23 protein-coding genes and 1 pseudogene are annotated in these 18,235 nt (G+C 51.3%); 23 read left to right on the plus strand and 1 reads right to left on the minus strand.

Features of this window, described 5'->3' with window-relative positions:
- Positions 1-59: 59 nt before the first annotated feature.
- Positions 60-320, minus strand: coding sequence for a hypothetical protein (locus RSC70_RS00820; protein WP_332541350.1), 261 nt, complete (start codon positions 318-320; stop codon positions 60-62).
- 245 nt (positions 321-565) lie between these two features.
- Between RSC70_RS00820 and RSC70_RS00825 the strand changes: the two genes are divergently transcribed.
- The 23 genes and pseudogenes from RSC70_RS00825 to RSC70_RS00930 all read left to right on the plus strand — a co-directional run bounded on the left by RSC70_RS00825 (position 566) and on the right by RSC70_RS00930 (position 18,228).
- Positions 566-787 carry a head fiber protein gene (locus RSC70_RS00825; protein ID WP_332541351.1) on the plus strand — a complete coding sequence of 74 codons (222 nt, stop codon included), beginning with the start codon at positions 566-568 and terminating at the stop codon, positions 785-787.
- A gap of 191 nt (positions 788-978) precedes the next feature.
- Positions 979-1,488, plus strand: a complete 510-nt coding sequence (locus RSC70_RS00830; RefSeq protein WP_130934947.1) for a terminase small subunit — start codon at positions 979-981, stop codon at positions 1,486-1,488.
- 1 nt (position 1,489) lies between these two features.
- A complete protein-coding gene (terL, locus tag RSC70_RS00835) occupies positions 1,490-3,166 on the plus strand; it encodes a phage terminase large subunit (RefSeq protein ID WP_332541354.1) in 1,677 nt (558 codons plus the stop codon).
- 69 nt (positions 3,167-3,235) lie between these two features.
- Positions 3,236-4,675: pseudogene (locus RSC70_RS00840) on the plus strand (DUF1073 domain-containing protein); the annotation flags it as partial.
- A 27-nt stretch (positions 4,676-4,702) separates the two neighbouring features.
- Positions 4,703-5,143: a hypothetical protein gene (locus RSC70_RS21000; RefSeq protein ID WP_442904243.1), complete on the plus strand. Its 441-nt coding sequence runs from the start codon at positions 4,703-4,705 to the stop codon at positions 5,141-5,143.
- Positions 5,144-5,245: 102 nt separating this feature from the next.
- Positions 5,246-5,941 (plus strand): phage head morphogenesis protein, encoded by a 696-nt coding sequence (locus RSC70_RS00845; protein ID WP_332541564.1) that lies wholly within the window; start codon positions 5,246-5,248, stop codon positions 5,939-5,941.
- A gap of 11 nt (positions 5,942-5,952) precedes the next feature.
- Complete coding sequence (locus RSC70_RS00850) at positions 5,953-7,149, plus strand: DUF2213 domain-containing protein (RefSeq protein ID WP_332541355.1); 1,197 nt, start codon at positions 5,953-5,955, stop codon at positions 7,147-7,149.
- Between the two features lies 1 nt (position 7,150).
- Positions 7,151-7,633: a structural cement protein Gp24 gene (locus RSC70_RS00855; protein ID WP_046450330.1), complete on the plus strand. Its 483-nt coding sequence runs from the start codon at positions 7,151-7,153 to the stop codon at positions 7,631-7,633.
- Positions 7,633-8,670: a DUF2184 domain-containing protein gene (locus RSC70_RS00860; RefSeq protein ID WP_332541357.1), complete on the plus strand. Its 1,038-nt coding sequence runs from the start codon at positions 7,633-7,635 to the stop codon at positions 8,668-8,670. Before RSC70_RS00855 ends, RSC70_RS00860 begins: the two co-directional genes overlap by 1 nt.
- 3 nt (positions 8,671-8,673) lie before the next feature.
- The gene (locus tag RSC70_RS00865) at positions 8,674-9,015 is read left to right on the plus strand and encodes a hypothetical protein (protein ID WP_332541358.1); all 342 of its coding nucleotides are present in this window, start codon (positions 8,674-8,676) and stop codon (positions 9,013-9,015) included.
- 2 nt (positions 9,016-9,017) lie between these two features.
- Positions 9,018-9,461 carry a DUF4054 domain-containing protein gene (locus RSC70_RS00870; protein WP_332541360.1) on the plus strand — a complete coding sequence of 148 codons (444 nt, stop codon included), beginning with the start codon at positions 9,018-9,020 and terminating at the stop codon, positions 9,459-9,461.
- A gap of 2 nt (positions 9,462-9,463) precedes the next feature.
- The gene (locus tag RSC70_RS00875; protein WP_332541361.1) at positions 9,464-9,916 is read left to right on the plus strand and encodes a hypothetical protein; all 453 of its coding nucleotides are present in this window, start codon (positions 9,464-9,466) and stop codon (positions 9,914-9,916) included.
- Positions 9,913-10,281, plus strand: a complete 369-nt coding sequence (locus RSC70_RS00880) for a hypothetical protein (protein ID WP_332541363.1) — start codon at positions 9,913-9,915, stop codon at positions 10,279-10,281. Before RSC70_RS00875 ends, RSC70_RS00880 begins: the two co-directional genes overlap by 4 nt.
- The gene (locus tag RSC70_RS00885; RefSeq protein ID WP_442904244.1) at positions 10,278-10,829 is read left to right on the plus strand and encodes a phage neck terminator protein; all 552 of its coding nucleotides are present in this window, start codon (positions 10,278-10,280) and stop codon (positions 10,827-10,829) included. Before RSC70_RS00880 ends, RSC70_RS00885 begins: the two co-directional genes overlap by 4 nt.
- Positions 10,830-12,308 (plus strand): DUF3383 domain-containing protein, encoded by a 1,479-nt coding sequence (locus tag RSC70_RS00890; RefSeq protein ID WP_332541366.1) that lies wholly within the window; start codon positions 10,830-10,832, stop codon positions 12,306-12,308.
- Positions 12,309-12,749, plus strand: a complete 441-nt coding sequence (locus RSC70_RS00895) for a phage tail fiber protein (protein ID WP_227658622.1) — start codon at positions 12,309-12,311, stop codon at positions 12,747-12,749.
- A gap of 8 nt (positions 12,750-12,757) precedes the next feature.
- Positions 12,758-13,162: a hypothetical protein gene (locus RSC70_RS00900; protein WP_332541368.1), complete on the plus strand. Its 405-nt coding sequence runs from the start codon at positions 12,758-12,760 to the stop codon at positions 13,160-13,162.
- Between the two features lie 211 nt (positions 13,163-13,373).
- Positions 13,374-15,167 carry a hypothetical protein gene (locus RSC70_RS00905; RefSeq protein WP_332541371.1) on the plus strand — a complete coding sequence of 598 codons (1,794 nt, stop codon included), beginning with the start codon at positions 13,374-13,376 and terminating at the stop codon, positions 15,165-15,167.
- A gap of 220 nt (positions 15,168-15,387) precedes the next feature.
- Positions 15,388-15,972 (plus strand): hypothetical protein, encoded by a 585-nt coding sequence (locus RSC70_RS00910; RefSeq protein WP_332541372.1) that lies wholly within the window; start codon positions 15,388-15,390, stop codon positions 15,970-15,972.
- Entirely contained in the window at positions 15,972-16,277 is a 306-nt protein-coding gene (locus RSC70_RS00915) for a phage baseplate plug family protein (RefSeq protein WP_048220955.1), read from the plus strand. The genes RSC70_RS00910 and RSC70_RS00915 overlap by 1 nt, the downstream gene beginning before the upstream one ends.
- Positions 16,274-17,128, plus strand: a complete 855-nt coding sequence (locus tag RSC70_RS00920; protein WP_332541374.1) for a hypothetical protein — start codon at positions 16,274-16,276, stop codon at positions 17,126-17,128. The genes RSC70_RS00915 and RSC70_RS00920 overlap by 4 nt, the downstream gene beginning before the upstream one ends.
- Positions 17,128-17,832, plus strand: a complete 705-nt coding sequence (locus tag RSC70_RS00925; protein WP_332541376.1) for a Gp138 family membrane-puncturing spike protein — start codon at positions 17,128-17,130, stop codon at positions 17,830-17,832. The genes RSC70_RS00920 and RSC70_RS00925 overlap by 1 nt, the downstream gene beginning before the upstream one ends.
- Positions 17,833-17,868: 36 nt before the next feature.
- Positions 17,869-18,228: a hypothetical protein gene (locus tag RSC70_RS00930; protein WP_332541378.1), complete on the plus strand. Its 360-nt coding sequence runs from the start codon at positions 17,869-17,871 to the stop codon at positions 18,226-18,228.
- Positions 18,229-18,235 lie beyond the last annotated feature (7 nt).

The following is an 18,235-nucleotide window of genomic DNA, read 5'->3' on the forward strand; positions in this document are numbered from 1 at the left end:
GCTGACGGGTAAGCCGTAAGTCAGTTAGCACCTCCGTGAAGCGGGGCGAGTCTGGCGAATCAACTATTAACAAGTTGGCAAAGGGCCTCTTCAGCTTCAGATAGAGAGAAGTTAGGTATGAAATTACCTTGATATAGCTCACCAGTGCGAGATATGCGCCATACTCCTCGGCGTTCAGCATCCGATGAAAGTTCATCTCCTGCATCCAAATCGACCGCAATACCAATCACATGTAAGCAATAAAAATTACCGCGCTTAACGATGAGCACGAACTGAGGGCTGGTTTGCATCCTTACTTTCTTAACGATAACGGCTTTCATGGTGACTCCATAGCTACAACGGCGATAGTTATACCCTGTGACTATGAAGAAGCAATGGAAAACATCTGAAAATTAAATTGCGTAGGGTTGTCGCAGCATCTCTGTTAAGAGTGGCAATGCTGCGAATACAAAATCCTGTCAATAGATAATTATATAGAGCCCAGCAGAGTTTTATATAGATATAACAACCCTCATGTCTCGGGTTTCCCCGGTGATGTATTTAAATTTGTAGAGGATTATTCCATATGCCTACTAAATGTATGTCAGTTGGCGGGTACCCGGTAAGCGTAGCGACACCAGAAGATGTGGATGGTGAGGCGTATGTGCTCCCGCCCGCAACCACAACCGCTATTGGTGGTGTAAAGAAAATGGCAAATCAGGCTGATACAACGGCAACCGATGTGGCGGGGCTGGTTACTGACTTCAACGCATTGCTCGCCAAGCTTAAAGCAGCCGGGATGATGTGATGGGAAGAGTAATTCGCATGAGCGCGTCTGTGCTGTTAAAGGATTCAGACGAATGGGTCGATCTTGGGCTGTGTTACCCGGAGAAAACAGTTGAAGAGTATGGATTTGTTCAGTTTCACCTAACCGGAGGAACTGTCGAATACTTTAAAACTGACACAGTGCTTCGTTTTAGGCTGAAAGAGAAAGAATAAATGGCAAAGCTCACTGACAAGCAAGAGCTGTTTGCCCGTGAGTTCATAAAAGACCTCAACGCCACTCAGGCGGCCATCAGGGCGGGTTACAGCGAGAGGTCATCGCGCAACCAAGGCGCAAGGATGATGGCAAATGATGACATCTTGCAAAGGATTGCAGAATTGAAATCAGACAGGTCTGAGCGCACGCAGATTGATGCTGATTACGTGCTACGGCAGGCTGTGAAACTTCATGAGCGTTGCATGCAGGAAGTTGAGCCAATCACCGACCGTCGTGGTGAAGAAATTAAAGATGAGCAGGGTAAGACGATATTCGGATTTGACGCGAAGGGCGCAGTTGCTGCACTCAAGCTGATAGGCGAGCACGTTACTGTTCAGGCGTTCAAGCAGCAAACCATCAACGAGCACGTCGGAAAGGATGGCAACCCGATTCAAGTGGTGAATTACACGCCAGCCGACTACGAAGAAGCGGCAAAGCATCTTGAGGGCAAACTAACCGGACTGGACTGATATGAGCGAAATCATCGAATGGGAAGATTTGACATTTCCTGAGCGTGTTGTGCTTAAGTCAAAATCCACAAAGTCATTCCTGAACCATACGAGAATATGGTTCGAAATTATCCAGGGTGATCGGCTACTAGTTAACTGGCACCATCGGCTGATGGCCTCGAAAATTGATGATCTAATTTACCGGCGCTTAGAGCCAGGTAACTTGATTATCAATGTTCCTCCTGGCGGGACAAAAACAGAGTTCTTCTCAATTCACCTTCCGTCGTATGTCAACGCACTGGTGCAGGAAGGGAGATTAAAACGTTTCCGTAATCTGAACATCTCGTTTGCTGACACACTAGTTAAACGCAACTCGCGCCGAACCAGAGACATCATTGCAAGTCGAGAATATCAAGAGTTCTGGCCTTGCTCATTCGGCGTGAACCAAGCGGAGGAGTGGGAGATAAAAGACGATCGCGGTCGCTCAATCGGGCAGACAGTGTCCCGCTCCAGTAACGGGCAGATAACCGGCGGCCGTGGTGGCTACTTCGGGCCTGAGTTCTCCGGCATGGTTATGCTGGACGACTACAACAAACCAGTTGATATGCTGAGTGAGTCACGCAGGAACAGCGCCAACACGCTGCTGGTGAATACCATCCGATCACGCCGTGGTGATAAGTCCAAAGAACATCCAACACCGTTTGTGAGCATTCAGCAACGATTACACACTGATGATGCTACCGGCTTCATGCTGGGTGGTGGCATGGGTGTTAAATTTCATCACGTCGCAATCCCGGCGATGATTGATGAGAAATACATTCAGTCTCTCGCTGAGCCTTGGCGCTCGCTGTGCTGGGAGACTGTCAAAGACACTGATTATGTCGAAGTGTCCGGTACCCGCTATTGGTCGTACTGGCCTCAGATGGAAGATGTGAACGACCTCCTGCAATTATGGGAGAAAGACCGTTACACCTTCCTGTCTCAGTATCAGCAAAACCCAATGGCGCTGACCGGCGGCATTATCGACACCGGATGGTTCCAGACCTATACCACGCTTCCTAAACTGACTCACCGCGCCGTTTACGTTGATACCAACAGCGGAAAGGTAGAGGACTGGCTGGACTATACCGTATTCACTTTGGTGGGTATGGGGGTAGACGGAAACCTCTACATCATCGATGTGGTGCGTGGTCGTTGGGACCCGGAAGACCTGCTGAAGAAAGCCGAAGAGGTCTGGGAGAAATGGCGAATGCAAGGTTCGATGCGAATCATGCCAATGCGTCATATGGCTATCGAAGAGAAACAGGCCGGACAAGGGCTGATCACCACTCTTAAGAAGCGCAGCGCAACACCCGGTCAGATTGCAATTCCAGTGAAAGAAATCCCTCGAGGCGCTGGCCAGAACAAACTGGTTCGCTGTCTCAACGTCATCCCTCAGATTAAAACCGGCAAAGTCTACGTTCCAGCAACGCACACGCAAGATGGTGCTGCGATTATGCACACCTATTACGAGGATGGAACCATCGCCGGCACGACATCTTGGGTGCTTACTGCAATGACCGAATGCGCAGCGTTCTCAGCCGATGACAGTCACGACAATGACGACATCCTTGATACATGGATGGACGCCATCGATGACAACCTTATTTCCGGTCGCCAGCCAATGGTAATCGACCCAAGTCAACTCAGGAGAATTTAAGTGCGGTGGAAATGGTGGAAGAAAGAAATCGCCGCGCCTGAGCCGGTGAAAGAGCCTGAAAAGGCTGAGATGAAAATCAAACTAGAGGCGGTAGCAGATATTCAGGCTAAACCGCCTCGCGAGTTTCAGCAGTACAAGCCACCAAAAGGAGTTATCCCAGATAATATCGAGAAAAGCGTTCTAGCTATGGACTCAACTCCATACGCAACGCTGAACGACGCGTACACAGGATACACCTACGGCTACCCTGATAGCTTCCCCGGCTATCCATATCTGGCGACTCTGGCGCAGAAACCGGAATACCGGAAAATGGTCGGCACCATCGCCGAAGAGATGACCCGCAAGTGGATCAAGCTGAAAACAGTCGGCGATGAGGATAAATCAGACCGAGTTAAGCAGCTCTACGACGCGCTAGACCGGTTCAATGTTCGTGACCGATTCCGTGAGGCGGCTGAGCATGACGGCTACTTTGGTGGCGGTCAGATTTATATCGACGTTCAATCCGCTAAAGGGGTTTCTGCATGGACTGATTCAGTAGAACTTCAGTCAAAACTCTTCCTGTCAGACAAAAAGATTAAGAAAGGCAGCCTAAAAGGCTTCACTGTAATTGAGCCAGTCTGGACCTATCCCGGCGTGTACAACACGGCCAATCCGATGAGCCCTGACTTTTACAAGCCTACAGAATGGTTTGTTATGGCTAAGACGGTTAATTCGAGCCGTATGTTGGACTTCGTATCGCGAGAGGTTCCTGACCTGCTCAAGGCGGCCTACAACTTCCGTGGGTTGAGCTTAACGCAGATTGCCGAGCCGTACGTGAATAACTGGCTGCGCACCCGAGACAGTGTCAGCGACATGATCCACTCGTTCAGTATCCCGGTCATCGGAACGGACATGAGCGCCATCCTGCAGGGTGGCGGGGCTGAAAATCTTATATATCGACTGTCAATGTTCAATCAGTGCAGAGACAACCGAGGGGCATTCGCCAAAAACAACTACTCAGAGACTCCAGAGACTGTGGAGTTTGTAAACGCACCCCTTGGTACTCTGGATGCGCTACAGGCTCAGGCACAAGAGCAGATGGCGGCAGTATCAAGCATCCCTCTGATTAAGCTCCTAGGCATATCACCCGCCGGGCTTAACGCTTCGTCAGATGGTGAGATTCGCGTCTTCTACGACTACATCCACGCTCTGCAGCAGTCTATGTTCAAGGATAACCTGAAGCGCGTTCTGGACATCATTCAGCTATCCGAGTTTGGCGACATCGACCCTGAAATCTACTTCGAGTTCGAGCCCCTCTACGAGATGAGCACGAAGGAGAAAGCGGAGATTCGGAAAATTGATGCTGATACCGATGCGGTTTATACGACGATCGGAGCGCTATCGAACAACGAGGTGCGCGAGAAGATTGCTGAAGACCCTGAATCACCATATCACTCACTGGACCTAAGCGATGACATCGACCTCGAAGAAGACGAAGAAGACGAAGAAGATGAAGAAGATGAAGAAGATGATTCAACTGTGACAGCAAATGATGAGATGAAAGGTAATGGATATGCCAGCGTGAAGCCTAGCGCCGAAATGGCATCTGCCATCTACTCACACCTTGAATCATTGGGCATAAAGGATGCAATTAATCCTGATGATATGCATGTGACTCTTATGTACTCGCGCAACAAGCCCATCCTGGTTAATTCTGAGCCGGAAAGAATGTACGAGGCGGACATCAATGGTGATATTGAGATAATGGGTAAAGCGCCATGGAGAGCCCTAGTTTTGCACCTTGAAAGCCCAGACCTGCAAAAAAGATTCTCTGAGTTGAAAGCATCTGGAGCAGAGCACTCCTATCCTGATTACCGGGCCCACCTTTCTCTAAAGTACGACCCAGAAGAAGGTGATTTGCAGAAGCTGAAAGATAACCCGATCCCCCTCCAAGTAATTTACCTCGAGGGTGAAAGGTTCAAGCCAATTAAGGAATGACAAATGGCCGGAAAGGAGAAGGTTAAAACTATCCGGCCAGTCAGGCCTAACGCAGGTGTTGAGGCGTGGTATCGACGCCAGCTCGATAAGCAGATACGGGAGATGCAGAAGTCCGTTGTGTACTGGCTAACCGCAAACTACAAAGCGAGCGGCGCAGCGGTAGCAATGGACGCATCTCCGGCTGTGTTTATGCGTGACGCGATGAAGAAACTGGCTAAGCGATGGACTAAGTCATTCGACAACATTGCGCAGAAGCTTTCTGACCGGTTCGCTAGCGATGTCATGAAGAACTCTGATGTGTCACTGCATAACGCGCTCGACACCGCAGGCTTCACGGTTGAGTTCAAGATGACCGCGCCGATGAACAACGCAATTCAGGCCACCATCGCCGAAAACGTCGGACTGATACGCTCCATCCCGGAGAAGTATTTCACCGAAGTCGAAGGTCTGGTGATGCGATCTGTGGCTCGCGGTCGTGATTTGTCATACCTCACCGATGAATTGCAAAAGCGATACGGCATCACCCGAAGACGTGCAGCCTTCATCGCGATGGACCAAAACAATAAAGCCACCTCTGTGATGCAGGCAGCACGCCAGCAATCATTAGGAATTGTCGAGGGGGAGTGGGAGCACTCTGGCGCTGGAAAACATCCCCGCCCATCGCACGTTAAGGCAGGAAAAGAGAAGCGCCGATTCCGCCTTGATAAAGGTTGCCTTATTGATGGGAAGTACATCCTCCCCGGAGAAGAACCTGGCTGCAAATGCGGGTGGCGTGCAGTAATCCCCGGCCTTAGCTAAACGGAATCATTATGAACCAAACTGAACGGTTGGCATTTGACCGCGCATCCGTGCGCACCTTTGATGGCAACGGCAGGCTTCAGGTAAAGGTCAGCAACATCAGCAAGGCGAACGTCTGCCCCTACTTTGGGCGAGAGATTCCCGGCGCTGATAAATTAGGGCTGGACCCCGAGAAGATTTACTACCTCTGGCGACATCCTGACGAACTGAAGAAAGCCGTAGCGACATTCAACAACATCCCACTCCTTTCAATCCATACCCCTGACTTCCCCGGTGACCCACCTCGCGAATATCGCGTAGGGGTTACTCACTCGAACGCTGACTTTGACGGAACATATCTCACTAACGGCCTATCCGTGTGGGACAACTCCGCTATCGCCGGTATCGAGACGGAAGAGCAGGAAGAATTGTCTTCGTCGTACCAATACGTCGCTGACATGACCCCCGGCACGACACCAAATGGTGAAGTCTATGACGGCATCATGCGGGAAATTATCGGGAACCACGTAGCGTTGGTCGAAACAGGCCGCGCAGGAAGCGACGTATTGGTCGCAGATTCACTACCACCGGAGTTAAAGCACATGAGCAAACGCAAAGCTGCGGCTATTCGCGCCACGCTGAAGCCATTACTGGCAGCAGACGCGGATCTGGAAGCAGAAGTTCGCAAAGCACTTCTGGCTCTCGATGAAGCCGAAAAAGAAGACGAGAAAGACAAAAAGACGGCTGATGACGAGGACGACGAAGAGGACGATAAGAAAAAGAAAACCGCTGACGATGAAGATGACGAAGACGACAGCGACGACAAAAAGAAAAAGACCGCTGATGACGAAGACGATGAAGACGATGACAAGAAAGACGACAAAGTCTCCAAAACGGCTATGGACTCTGCGATCCGCTTAGCAGCTGACAGCTCAACCAAAAAGGCCGCTCAGAACTTCCGCGAAATCCGCGAAGCTGAACAGGCCGTGCGTCCACTGATTGGTGATGTTGTTGCGATGGACTCTGCATCTGACGTTTACCGCACCGCGCTTGAGCAGTCAGGCGTTGACACCAAAGGCGTCCACCCGTCCGCGTTCCCGTCACTGGTGAAAATGGCGATCAGCCAGAAAGAAAGCACACGTCCTGCCTCTTTGGCTCAGGATTCCGCATCAATTAGCGAGTTCGAGAGCGCATACCCGACCGCTAGCAAACTGAAGCGAGGTTTCTAATATGTCAGGTTTTCAGAAGGCAATTAATCAGTACCCAGCCCCGGGCGTCGAAGGTGGCTTTGCGAGCACCAACCCGCACGCAACATATCTCGCAGGGGAAGCGGCTCTAGTAGCTGGCACCGGCGGCCTAACCGTAGGTCGTTTCGCATGGGACGTAAACGGCAAAGCGACTAACGCAGGCTCTGGTGCGCCATCAGGCTTTGTTCTTCGTGATGGGCAGGCGTCAATCACCGCATGGCTTGGTGAAGCGTCCATGCTGATTCAACCGGGGCGCGAAGTCACTCTGGTGACTGCCGGTGATTTCTGGGCTCGCACTTCTACCGCAGCAACTCGCGGACAGAAAATCTTCGCATCGCTGACAACCGGACAAGTACAAACCGGTGCAGCTGGCGCAACCATTTCCGGTTACGTCGAAACCGTATTCTCTGCTGGCAGCGCTTGTGACGCTAACGAGCTTGTCAAAATCAGCACTTGGAGCAAGTAATGAGCGAATTTCAGAAGCACTACTCAGCCGCAAGCGGCAAATACGGCATCATCCTGCCGGGCGCACGTGAATACCTGAAGCCTGACTTCGCCCAGAACTACCAATTGGCGATGGATGCGCAACCAACCATGGTTACCGCAAACAACGCAGGTATCCCGGCGTACTTCACAAACTACGTTGACCCTGAGCTGATCCGCGTTCTGGTAACCCCGATGAAGGCGGCAGAAATTATCGGCGAAACCAAAAAAGGCGACTGGACCACACTGAGCTCTCAGTTCCCGATCGTCGAATCAACCGGTGAGACCAGCTCTTACGGTGACTTCAACAACAACGGCATGACCTCAGCAAACGTGAACTGGGTTGCGCGTCAGTCCTACCACTACCAGACCCATACCCGCTGGGGTGAGCGTGAACTGGATATGTACGGCGCAGCGCGTATTGGTTACGCCGCGGAGCTGAACGTAGCGTCTGCTCTGGTTCTGAATAAGTTCCAGAACAAATCCTACTTCTTCGGTATCGCTGGTCTGGCTAACTATGGCCTGCTAAACGACCCGTCTCTGTCTGCACCGGTTACCCCGGGTGCAACTGGTACCGGCGGCGCAATCACTTGGGCAAGCAAAGACGGTCAAGCAGTATACGACGACATCGCTGGCAAGCTGTACGCACAGCTGGTTTCTCAGACCAAAGGCCTGATCGAGCGTACCGACTCTATGACGCTGGCAATGTCGCCAACTGCTGAAGTCAACCTGACCAAGACCAACATGTACAACGTGAACGTGTCGGACCTGCTGAAGAAAAACTTCCCTAATCTACGAGTAGAAACAGCGGTGGAGTACTCCACTGACGCGGGCGAGATGGTTCAGCTGATCGCCGACCGTTTGGGTGAGCAGGACACCGCTTACGCAGCGTTCACTGAGAAGATGCGCGCCCACGCAGTTGTGGTCGAAGAGTCTTCATGGAAACAGAAAAAATCCGGCGGTACTTGGGGGGCGATCATTCGCCAGCCACTGGGTATTGCTTCAATGCTAGGAGTGTAATTGATGTCCGAGAAAATCGTAGTGGGATGCAAACTCCCGAATGGTCTGGTGGTTGAAATGGGTGGCTATGCAGTCACCCTGAACGGTTCTAATTCAGCAATTGTTGTTGGCGGTTACGGTCTGACCGAGGGCGTCGATAAAGACGCCTTTGATAAATGGTTGGAGGTACACAAAGACCAGCCATACGTGAAGAAAGAATTGGTGTTTGCTCAGTCCAAGTCGTCGAGCGCACAGGCTAAGGCTGTAGAGAACGAAGAGGTTAACTCTGGCCTCGAAGGTCTTCCGCAAGACAAGCCAGCACCGGGCATTGAGAAAGACAAAGAGGCCATGAAGGCTAAGGGGTAATCATGGCGATCGTTGTCTTTGACATTAACGCATTTCGTGAGCGTTACCCGGAGTTCAACGCCGTAAGTGACTCGCTGCTGAATGCGTATTTTGTCGAGGCAACGGTCTACCTGAATAACACCGATTGCAGCCCGGTTGTTGACCCGACGATTCGCTCCGTCTACCTGAACATGCTGGTAGCTCACCTTGCTGCGCTAAATTCTGGCGCGGGAGGTCAGGCACCATCTGGACTGGTAGGACGCATTGCCAGTGCGTCAGAGGGTTCTGTTTCGGTATCCACGGGTGATGTGCCTACAAGCTCATCTTCATGGTGGTATCTGCAGACTCCTTATGGTGCAGCATACTGGCAAGCTACTGCGGCCTATCGAACCATTCAGTATGTTCCAGGTGCGTCTCCTTCGTTTTACCCGTCGCACTATTACCGCAGACCAGTTACCCGGAGATAGTTATGGCTACGCTCAGTGGTGGTGATGAACTGCAAAAACGACTGGCGGAGATTGCCGCTAATCTTGGAGAAGGGAAAACCTTGAGAGTTGGTTTTCTAGAGGGTGCAACATACCCTGATGGGAAGTCCGTTCCCATGATTGCGGCGGCCAACGAATTCGGCGACCCAGCAATGAACAGGCCTCCTAGACCGTTTTTCAGGAACATGATCGCCGACAAATCACCGGAATGGCCAGAAGACCTAGTGAAGATTGCAGAAGCCACCGGCTACGAAGCTGAAACAATGCTTGGGCTGATGGGAGAGCACATCAAGGGTCAGTTACAGGGCTCTATCAGAGACCTGATGGAACCAGCGCTTTCGCCAGTCACAATTGCCAAAAAGGGATTCTCAAAGCCGCTGATTGAAACCTCTCACATGCTAAATAGCGTCGATTATGACATTAAGGATGGCGTATGAACCTGAGAGGCATAGCTAACAGAGCTACCAACACAATCAACCCGAACGTGCCGGGAGTGTTTCAGGTTAACACTGGATTCACCACGCTACCCGGAGGAAAGAGAGCACCTTCGTACAACAGCGTCGATGTGATCGTGCAGCTTCAGGAACTCTCATCTACAGACCTGCGGCAAGTGGATTCCGTCAACATTCAGGGGATTCTGCGAAGCGCCTATCTGAACGGCAATTTCAACGGTGTGAATCGGCCTGAACAAAAAGGCGGAGACATCCTGATGATTGGCGAAGAGAAATGGCTGGTCGTTAAGGTGCCAGAGCTCTGGCCTGACTGGTGTCGGGTAATCATTAACCTTCAGAGGTCAACATAATGGTAACCCTCGATATAAAAGAGATTGACCTGCTTGTGCCGCTGCAGGCGTTCCTGATGGAAATAACCGGACTCACTATTGACGACGTGCTGGACGGGCAGCAGAACCTAACACCAATGCCACTTGGCGACTTCATCGTGATGACTCCAATGAAACAGATTGGACTGTCTACAAACCGCGTGAAGTATGTCGATAACGGCGTATATGGAGACGGATTGCAGAAGAACCAGCGCAGTACGCAATGGCCCTGTCAGATTGACTGTTACGGCGATAACGCAGCGGATAACGCAGCGGTGATTGGGACACTTATCCGGTCAGATTTCGCTTGCGAATGGTTCCGACAGAATGGCAGCACATTATCCCCTCTTTACTGCTCAGACCCTCATCAGACCACGATGATTAACGGCGAGCAACAATACGAAAGCCGCTGGACGCTGGACTTCATCGGGCAATACAACCCGACTGTATCCACGCGACAGGACTTTATGGACAGCATCACCGTCGGCGTAATTGCCGCAGATTTAAAATACCCACCGGAGAGTGCATAAATGGCAATCCCATTACGCAAAGATATCCAGATTAACCCTGGCGTTTTGCCTGCGGGCGGTTCAGCGCTTGATCTGAATGGCCTTATCCTTACCGACAGCGGTTATGCTCCGGTAGGTACAGTAATTTCGTTTACCACAAAGGAAGATGTCGCGTTGTACTTTGGCAGTGCATCTCCTGAATTCAGTATGGCTGAAGTGTATTTTCAGGGTTATGACAATTCGACCAAAACCCCTGGTGCATTGTTGTTTGCCAGATTCAACCCTGACCCGGCGGCGGCATGGCTTCGCTCTGGATCAATGTCCGCTGTTACGCTAGACCAGCTCAAACTACTGAGTGGCGTTCTTACCCTGTCAGTTGACGGTACATCGCATACTTCCGCAAGTATCGACCTGAGCACCGCAACGAGCTTTGCACAGGCCGCAGACCTGATTGAAACGGGTATCGGCTCCAGCGTTACCGTTGAGTTCGACACCACACAGAAGCGTTTCATCATCACATCTGCAACAGCAGGCGATGCCAGCACCATTACTTACGCCACCGGCACATTGTCAGCAGGGCTGAAGCTGACTGCTACTACCGGCGCGTCCCTGTCACAGGGTGCTGATGCTGCGGTGGTGACCGATGCAATGCAGGCTGTACTGGATGCATCTCAGAACTGGGCAATCTTCACCACCTCGTTCACTCCGGATGAAGAACAGGCGCTGGCGTTCTCAGCATGGGTTAACGGGCAGAACTATCGCTTTGGCTACGTGCCATTCACCCTTGAAGAGTCTGCTCTAGTGTCTGGTTCAGCGGACACCCTGACATATAAAATAATTACCACATACGACTACTCGAACGTTATTCCGGTATACGGTGACCAAAGTCATGCGGCCAGTGTTCTCGGATACTCAGCCTCTCTCGACTTTGACCGTCAGGAAGGCCGAGTTCCGTTTAAGTTCCGCTCTCTGGGTGGACTGCTGCCGGAAGTTACCACGTCAGCGAACTACGATGCTCTGATCGCCAATGGTTACAACTTCTACGGCGCGTACACGGCTAACAACTATGACACGCGATACTGGGCCGATGGCACCGTAACTGGTGACTTCAAATGGTTCGACTCCTTCTGCTTCCAGATTTGGCTGAACGCCAACCTGATGCAGGATGCGATCGAGCTGTTCCAGTCTAACCGCAGCATTCCGTACAACGCGCGCGGCAAGGCAATCATCGAGGCTTCATTCGCTGACACCCTGAATCAGGGCATCACGTTTGGCGGCATCCGTACAGGCGTTAACCTTTCAAGCTCTCAGATCTCGGAGATTCAGAACGCAGTCGGCGCGGATATCTCTCCATCGCTGATTGCGAAAGGCTACTACCTATATATCGCCGACGCTACGCCTACCCAGCGTCAGGAGCGCACAAGTCCAAGTATGACCCTCTGGTACTGCGACGGCGGTTGCGTGCAGAAAATCACTCTCGCCAGCATTGAGGTGCAATAAATGTCGAACACTATTACAAGCGCTGATGCAATCTTTGCCCTCACCGTTACCAACCTTTTCCCAAGCGCCCAAACTCTTGAGGGCTACGCTGCTGACGCGATGTTTGCGCTTGGAGATACAGAGATGGCTGTGGGGGTTCGTGGTGCCGACGGTAAACTTTCTGGTGGGTTTGTGTTTGGTGAGTATCTCCAGACGATCACCATCATGCCAGACAGTCCATCTCGGGACATGTTCGAGACGTGGCAGTTAACGTCGCTAACGTCAAAAGCAATCTTCCGCTGCAACGCGACAATCATTCTCCCGGCAATCAGCCGTAAATTCACGCTCACAAACGGAATCTTGCAGCGCGTTAAGGCCATCCCAGATGCGCAGCGCGTACTTCAGGCAATGACATTCCAAATCAACTGGGAAACAGTAGTGGGCGAAGCGTACAACGCATAAGGGATCACATGGCACGTAAAGAGATTTATTACACCGTCGAGGACAAAGGCCGCGATCAGGGAAAGGTGTTCTTCATTCGCGAAATGGCTGCTTCACAGGCTGAATGGTGGGCTATCCGCGCAGGTCTGGCGATGGCTAAGAACGGCGTTAATCTTCCGGATAATTTTTCAGATATGGGCATGGCAGGCATGGCGAAAGTCGGCCTCGAAATGGTGGCTCAGATTTCTGCAGACGAAGCGCGGCCTTTGCTGGATGAGCTGATGAAGTGCATTCAGTTTGTACCAGACCCAACCAATCAGAACATTAAACGCGGACTAATCGATGACGACACCGAAGAGGTGGTGACTCGACTTAAGTTGCGCAGTGAGGTGTTTAAGCTTCACGTCGATTTTTTCGCCACCGTCGCAGGTTAGACATTCCGCCAGTAATGGGGAGTGATGTTGCCGGACTGGTGAATTACGAAAACGTGCCAAGCACGATCGCAACCATCGTCTCCTCAAAGCTTGCGACCCTTTGTGAACTGGACACAGTCTACGGAACAGAGGATTTGTGGCGTTTGCTGGAAATTAACACCGTGGATAATTACAACCAGATGGTCATCAACAGGGCGCAGGAGAGTGGCTGATGGCGACGATTATTGATTCACTGGTCGTTACCCTCGGCCTTGACCCATCCGGATTTAAAAAAGGTCAGGATGAGGTTAAGAAGGGCCTTAACGATACCAGAAAGAACGCGGACCAGACCGCAAAAGATATGGAGGCTGCCGGTAAAAGGGCGGCCTCTTTCTTTGGGTCAATTCGCACTGAGTTGCTGGCGCTTGTAGGTGTCACTCTATCAGCGCAGGGCATTAAGACGTTCATCACATCCATGACATCGGATCTGATGCGTCTTGGCATTGAGTCCCGTGCGCTGGACATCTCTGCTAAGTCTCTTGATGGGTGGGAAAGAGCTGCGACCGCTGCTGGTTCCAGTGCTGAGAAAATGGCTGGCACTCTGGGTTCATTCCAGAAGGTGCTCACCCAGATCCGTACCGGTGGCGGTCAGGATGATCCATTATTCGGAGCGCTTGCCTCTTTTGGTGGCGCGACCGGAGCGAACTTCGATTATCAGAATGATAACTCTGAAGCCATCATGCGCAAGATTGCCGCCAACTGGGGCAAATTAAGCAAAGATGCGCAGCGTAGATTCGGAGGGATGTTCGGGTTCGATAATGCAACTCAGCAAGGGTTATCAAGTGGCGCGCTAGTTAAAGACGCTGATCATTTCAGAGACATCTCCAGAGCACTTCCCGAAGCAACAGAAAAGGCGCTTGCATTTAATCGTCGTCTGGAGGAGATGAAGCAGAGCTTCTCTGCTGCGTCGCAAGTTCTTTATGAATCCCTCATTCCCTATGTAGAAAAGCTAATCCCTCTCATTGAGAAGTTTGGTAACTGGATAGCCACACATGGCCCTGAGATAGAAAAGTTTTTTGCAAATACAGCTGATGAAGTTGGAAAAGTAGTTGATGCGGTAGGCGGCTGGCAGAATGCCTTGGAAATCCTTCTAGGCTTCGTTGTTACCAAGTGGGCAGTTGGAATGCTTGGTGCTATTGGTAGTGTAGCAAAAGGTTTTCTATCGATCGGAAAGGCTATTCCATCTGTTGGCATGATGGCTGGAACCGCAGGTGCGGCGGCCGCTGCGTATTACTCGGAGCCGTATGTAGATAAGGCTCTCAATGGGATGTTTGGTGGTAGTGATTACTTCCAAAGAATTCGTACTGCGGCTAACTGGAGCGATTTTGGGAAAGCCATTCTTGGTGAAGGAGACGCTCAGCATGATTCCAATGGTAATTGGGTTGATAAACGAAATATACCGCGGGGAATAAGAAACAATAACCCGGGTAATCTTAACTACGCAGGTCAGGCAGGAGCCACGAAAGAAGGTGGTCAGGGCGGACGGTTTGCTGTGTTCGAGTCGATGGAGCACGGAGTAGCGGCGCTCTATAAGCAGCTGCAGGTTTACTTCAAGAAAGGGGTGAACACCCTTTCATCCATCGTCAAAAAATACGCCCCCGCGTCAGATGGGAACAACGTTGATGCGTACGTTTCAGCCCTATCAAAAGCGACAGGGAAAGGAGCTAATGAGGCGATTGATGCTGGAGATACCACAACTATCGCGCGACTGATGAAGGGGATTGTCGACCATGAAAACGGGAAAGGCTACATCAGCTCATCCGACATTATGGGGGGCATTCAGTTAGGTGCTGGCTTTTCTGCGGCTCGTAACGCGCCAGCTCAATCTGGAAGCCAGACAAACATCAACATTAGCAAAATCGACATGCAGACATCAGCCGGTAGTGCCAATGCGCTTGGCGCAGACATCCAGAAAAACCTTCAGAGAAACCGCCTGGTAACACCGGCAATGACAGGGCAGGGTTAACATGGCATTTTCACTGAACGAAACAACGTTACTAAGTGCGATAAACAGCGGGAATATATTTTCTATCATTAACAGCACCCTCTATCCTGGCTACGGGATTTATCTCAAGTCTGGATTGAGGGCGCTGTCTCCTTCATCGTTTCTTGGGATTGAGTATGGTGCGGATGCCTCGGTTGTATCTGCACCGATCGAAAAAGGGTCGTACAGTTCATTTAACAAGGTGAAACGTCCTCCTGTTATTCGCGTTCTCTTCACTCTTGAAGGTTGGACTGGGTTTAGCGGAAGCATTCCAAACCTGACTAACTTCACCCTGACCAGCCGGTCTGACATGCTGGCTGCTCTGGATGCGATGGTTGCTGATGCGCAGGTTTACGACATTGAAACCCCTGACACGACGTATGAGGATTACGATCTTATTCGTTATAACTATCGGACATCAGATCGCGATGTGACCCTTCTCACCGTCGAGGCTATTTTCCAGTCTGTTCTTGAAGAGGCGGAGGTCACTCTTACCAGCACTACCGCCAACAGCAACACAACGGCCAATGCCACGAGCAAGGCTGCCAGTACAGTGACGGAAAAGGCAAACTCAACCGCGACCAACTCCACGCTTGAGGATGTGAAGGGGGCGCTAACCGGCCTGAAAGAGTCGGTATCAAGCGCAGCAACGACCGTGGCTACATCGGTTAGTAACGCAGTAAGTAATGTGACATCAGGCGCTACGAGTGCCATTAATGGAGCTGCCACATCTGCAATAAACAACCTATCTACGACGGTCGATGAGCTGGTTGCGGGGTTATCCTGATGCAGAACATATCCCTCAAACCTTTAAAGGCGCAGGAAGTTAGCGTAAACCTCGCTGGGCAGTCAGTAACTCTGCGTATCGTGCAGCGTTCCACTGGCCTGTTTATGGACATTGGCGTGGATAATCTCTGGATAGCGCAGGGCGTTCTCTGCCTGAACTGCAACAAGATTGTCCGATACCCCTACCTGAAGTTTAGTGGCGAGCTTTTCTTTGCCGACACGAAAGGAAGCCTTGACCCGGTTTACGATGAGCTAGGAACGCGATTCAAGCTCTTCTACGCCACAGCCGAAGAGATGGCGACATGACGTACAAAAAGAGAACGCTAAAATTTGAGTTCACGTTAAAAGACGGCGTGTTTGACGAATCTGGCAACAACATCCTCACCATAGATAACATCAAGGCAGAAATTGAGATTGGGGCGTACGGTGGCATCACTGGCACCACGCTTGAGGCTCGCGTGTATGGTCTGGGCATCGATAACATGGCTCTGCTCAGTTATAAGGGCATCCAATTGAATGGTGCCAAGCAGAATATGATGAAGGTATGGGCCGATGACCGCCCTGTTTTCTTCGGGGCGATAACGAACTGTTTCGCGGATCTGAACCAGATGCCGGATGCGCCGCTGATTATCAGCGCGTTCTCAACCGGATTTGACCAGTCGATTACCGCCGCGCCATTCTCAAAAGAGGGGGTTGCCAGCGTCAATGAAATCATCACCACGATAGCCTCAAGCATCGGCTATACCGTCGTTAATAATGGTGTGCTGGCAAAGCTTGAAAATCCGTACTTTGAAGGAAACCCGATCGCTCAGATTCAACAGTGCGCCCATGCTGCAGGTATAGAAATAGACTTCCGGCTTGGCGCTATCTACATCTGGCCACAGGGAGGAAGTATTGACGACACTATACCACTTATTTCTCCGCAGCACGGTCTCATCGGATACCCCGTGTTCAGCAACTATGGCATTAACTTCCAGTGCCAGTACAGCGATCTAATATTGAGAGGTCGAAAGGTTCAACTGGAAACAACATTGCCAAATGGCAGCGGTGTTTACACGGTTCAGTCAGCAGTCCACCACCTGTCAACATGGACAGAGGGCGGGCCATGGTCAACCATCGTCTGGGCGTCTATTGGTCAGCTTACTGTGAGGCAATGATGAATCTATTCACTAACCGACCGCAGGACACATCGTCAGAAGCAAATGCGCAGCAGTTCCTGATGCATCAGTTCCTCATGGGTAAGGCGTTCATCACTCTCTCTCTGGTGACTGCCATCAATGACAGCGGAGAGGTGGTATCAGTTAAGCCAATGGTCGACGGTTTCACTGGCGGCGGCGATCGCATTCCTTCCGGCGTGATAAGCGGGGTTCCGGTCTGGAGGCTGCAGCGTGGGGCAAGCGCCGTAATTATGCCTCCAGTCGTAGGTGATATTGGCCTGATCGCAATCTGTGACCGTGACATCACTGCGGTAAAAGCAACAAAAGACGCCGCTCTACCCGGATCAAACAGAACGCACAGTTACTCTGATGCCATTTACCTCGGCGGCGTGCTGAATGCTGAGCCAAGCCAGTACGTGAAGTTTTCCAATGACGGCATTGATATCGTCTCTCCGCTGGTCGTGCAGGTTAACGGGAACAAAGTTGTTGTTAACGCCGATGAGAAAATATCCTTCAACGCACCAATCATTGAGGCGAATGGGGAATGGACACAGGGATCGGGAAGCTATGCCGGGAACGCAACGTTCGGTGGATCAATTACTGCAACTGGGGATGTAGAGGGGGGAGGTGTATCTCTGATGCATCACCTGACTCCAGGAGTGGAGAGAGGCAACGAAATATCAGACGCACCATTACCTTCATAACCCGCTCCGGCGGGTTTTTTATTGCCCGGAGTTTACATGCTTACTAAATCATTCCAGTTGGTGACTGAAAAGTGGGACATCTCACTGGACGACACCGGAAGCATCGCGATCACCTCAAATCCATACGCAGTGGCTCAGGATGTAGCCTGTGCGTGCTCAACCTTCCTTGGTGAGGCATGGTACGACACAACGCTGGGAATCCCGTATTACGAGCGCATCCTCGGTCACTGGCCGGGCACTCAGCTTATCAATACAAAGATGGCTACCGAAGCCAAAAAACTGCCATATGTCCAGTCGGCATTCTGCACAGCCACCGTTGGAAAAGTAGATCGCCTCGCATCTGGCGTCATGACAATCACCGACACGAACAATATCCAGACCACAATCCAATTCTGAGGTAACA

Source organism: Hafnia sp., from assembly GCF_036648275.1.
Classification (GTDB): Bacteria; Pseudomonadota; Gammaproteobacteria; order Enterobacterales; family Enterobacteriaceae; genus Hafnia; species Hafnia alvei.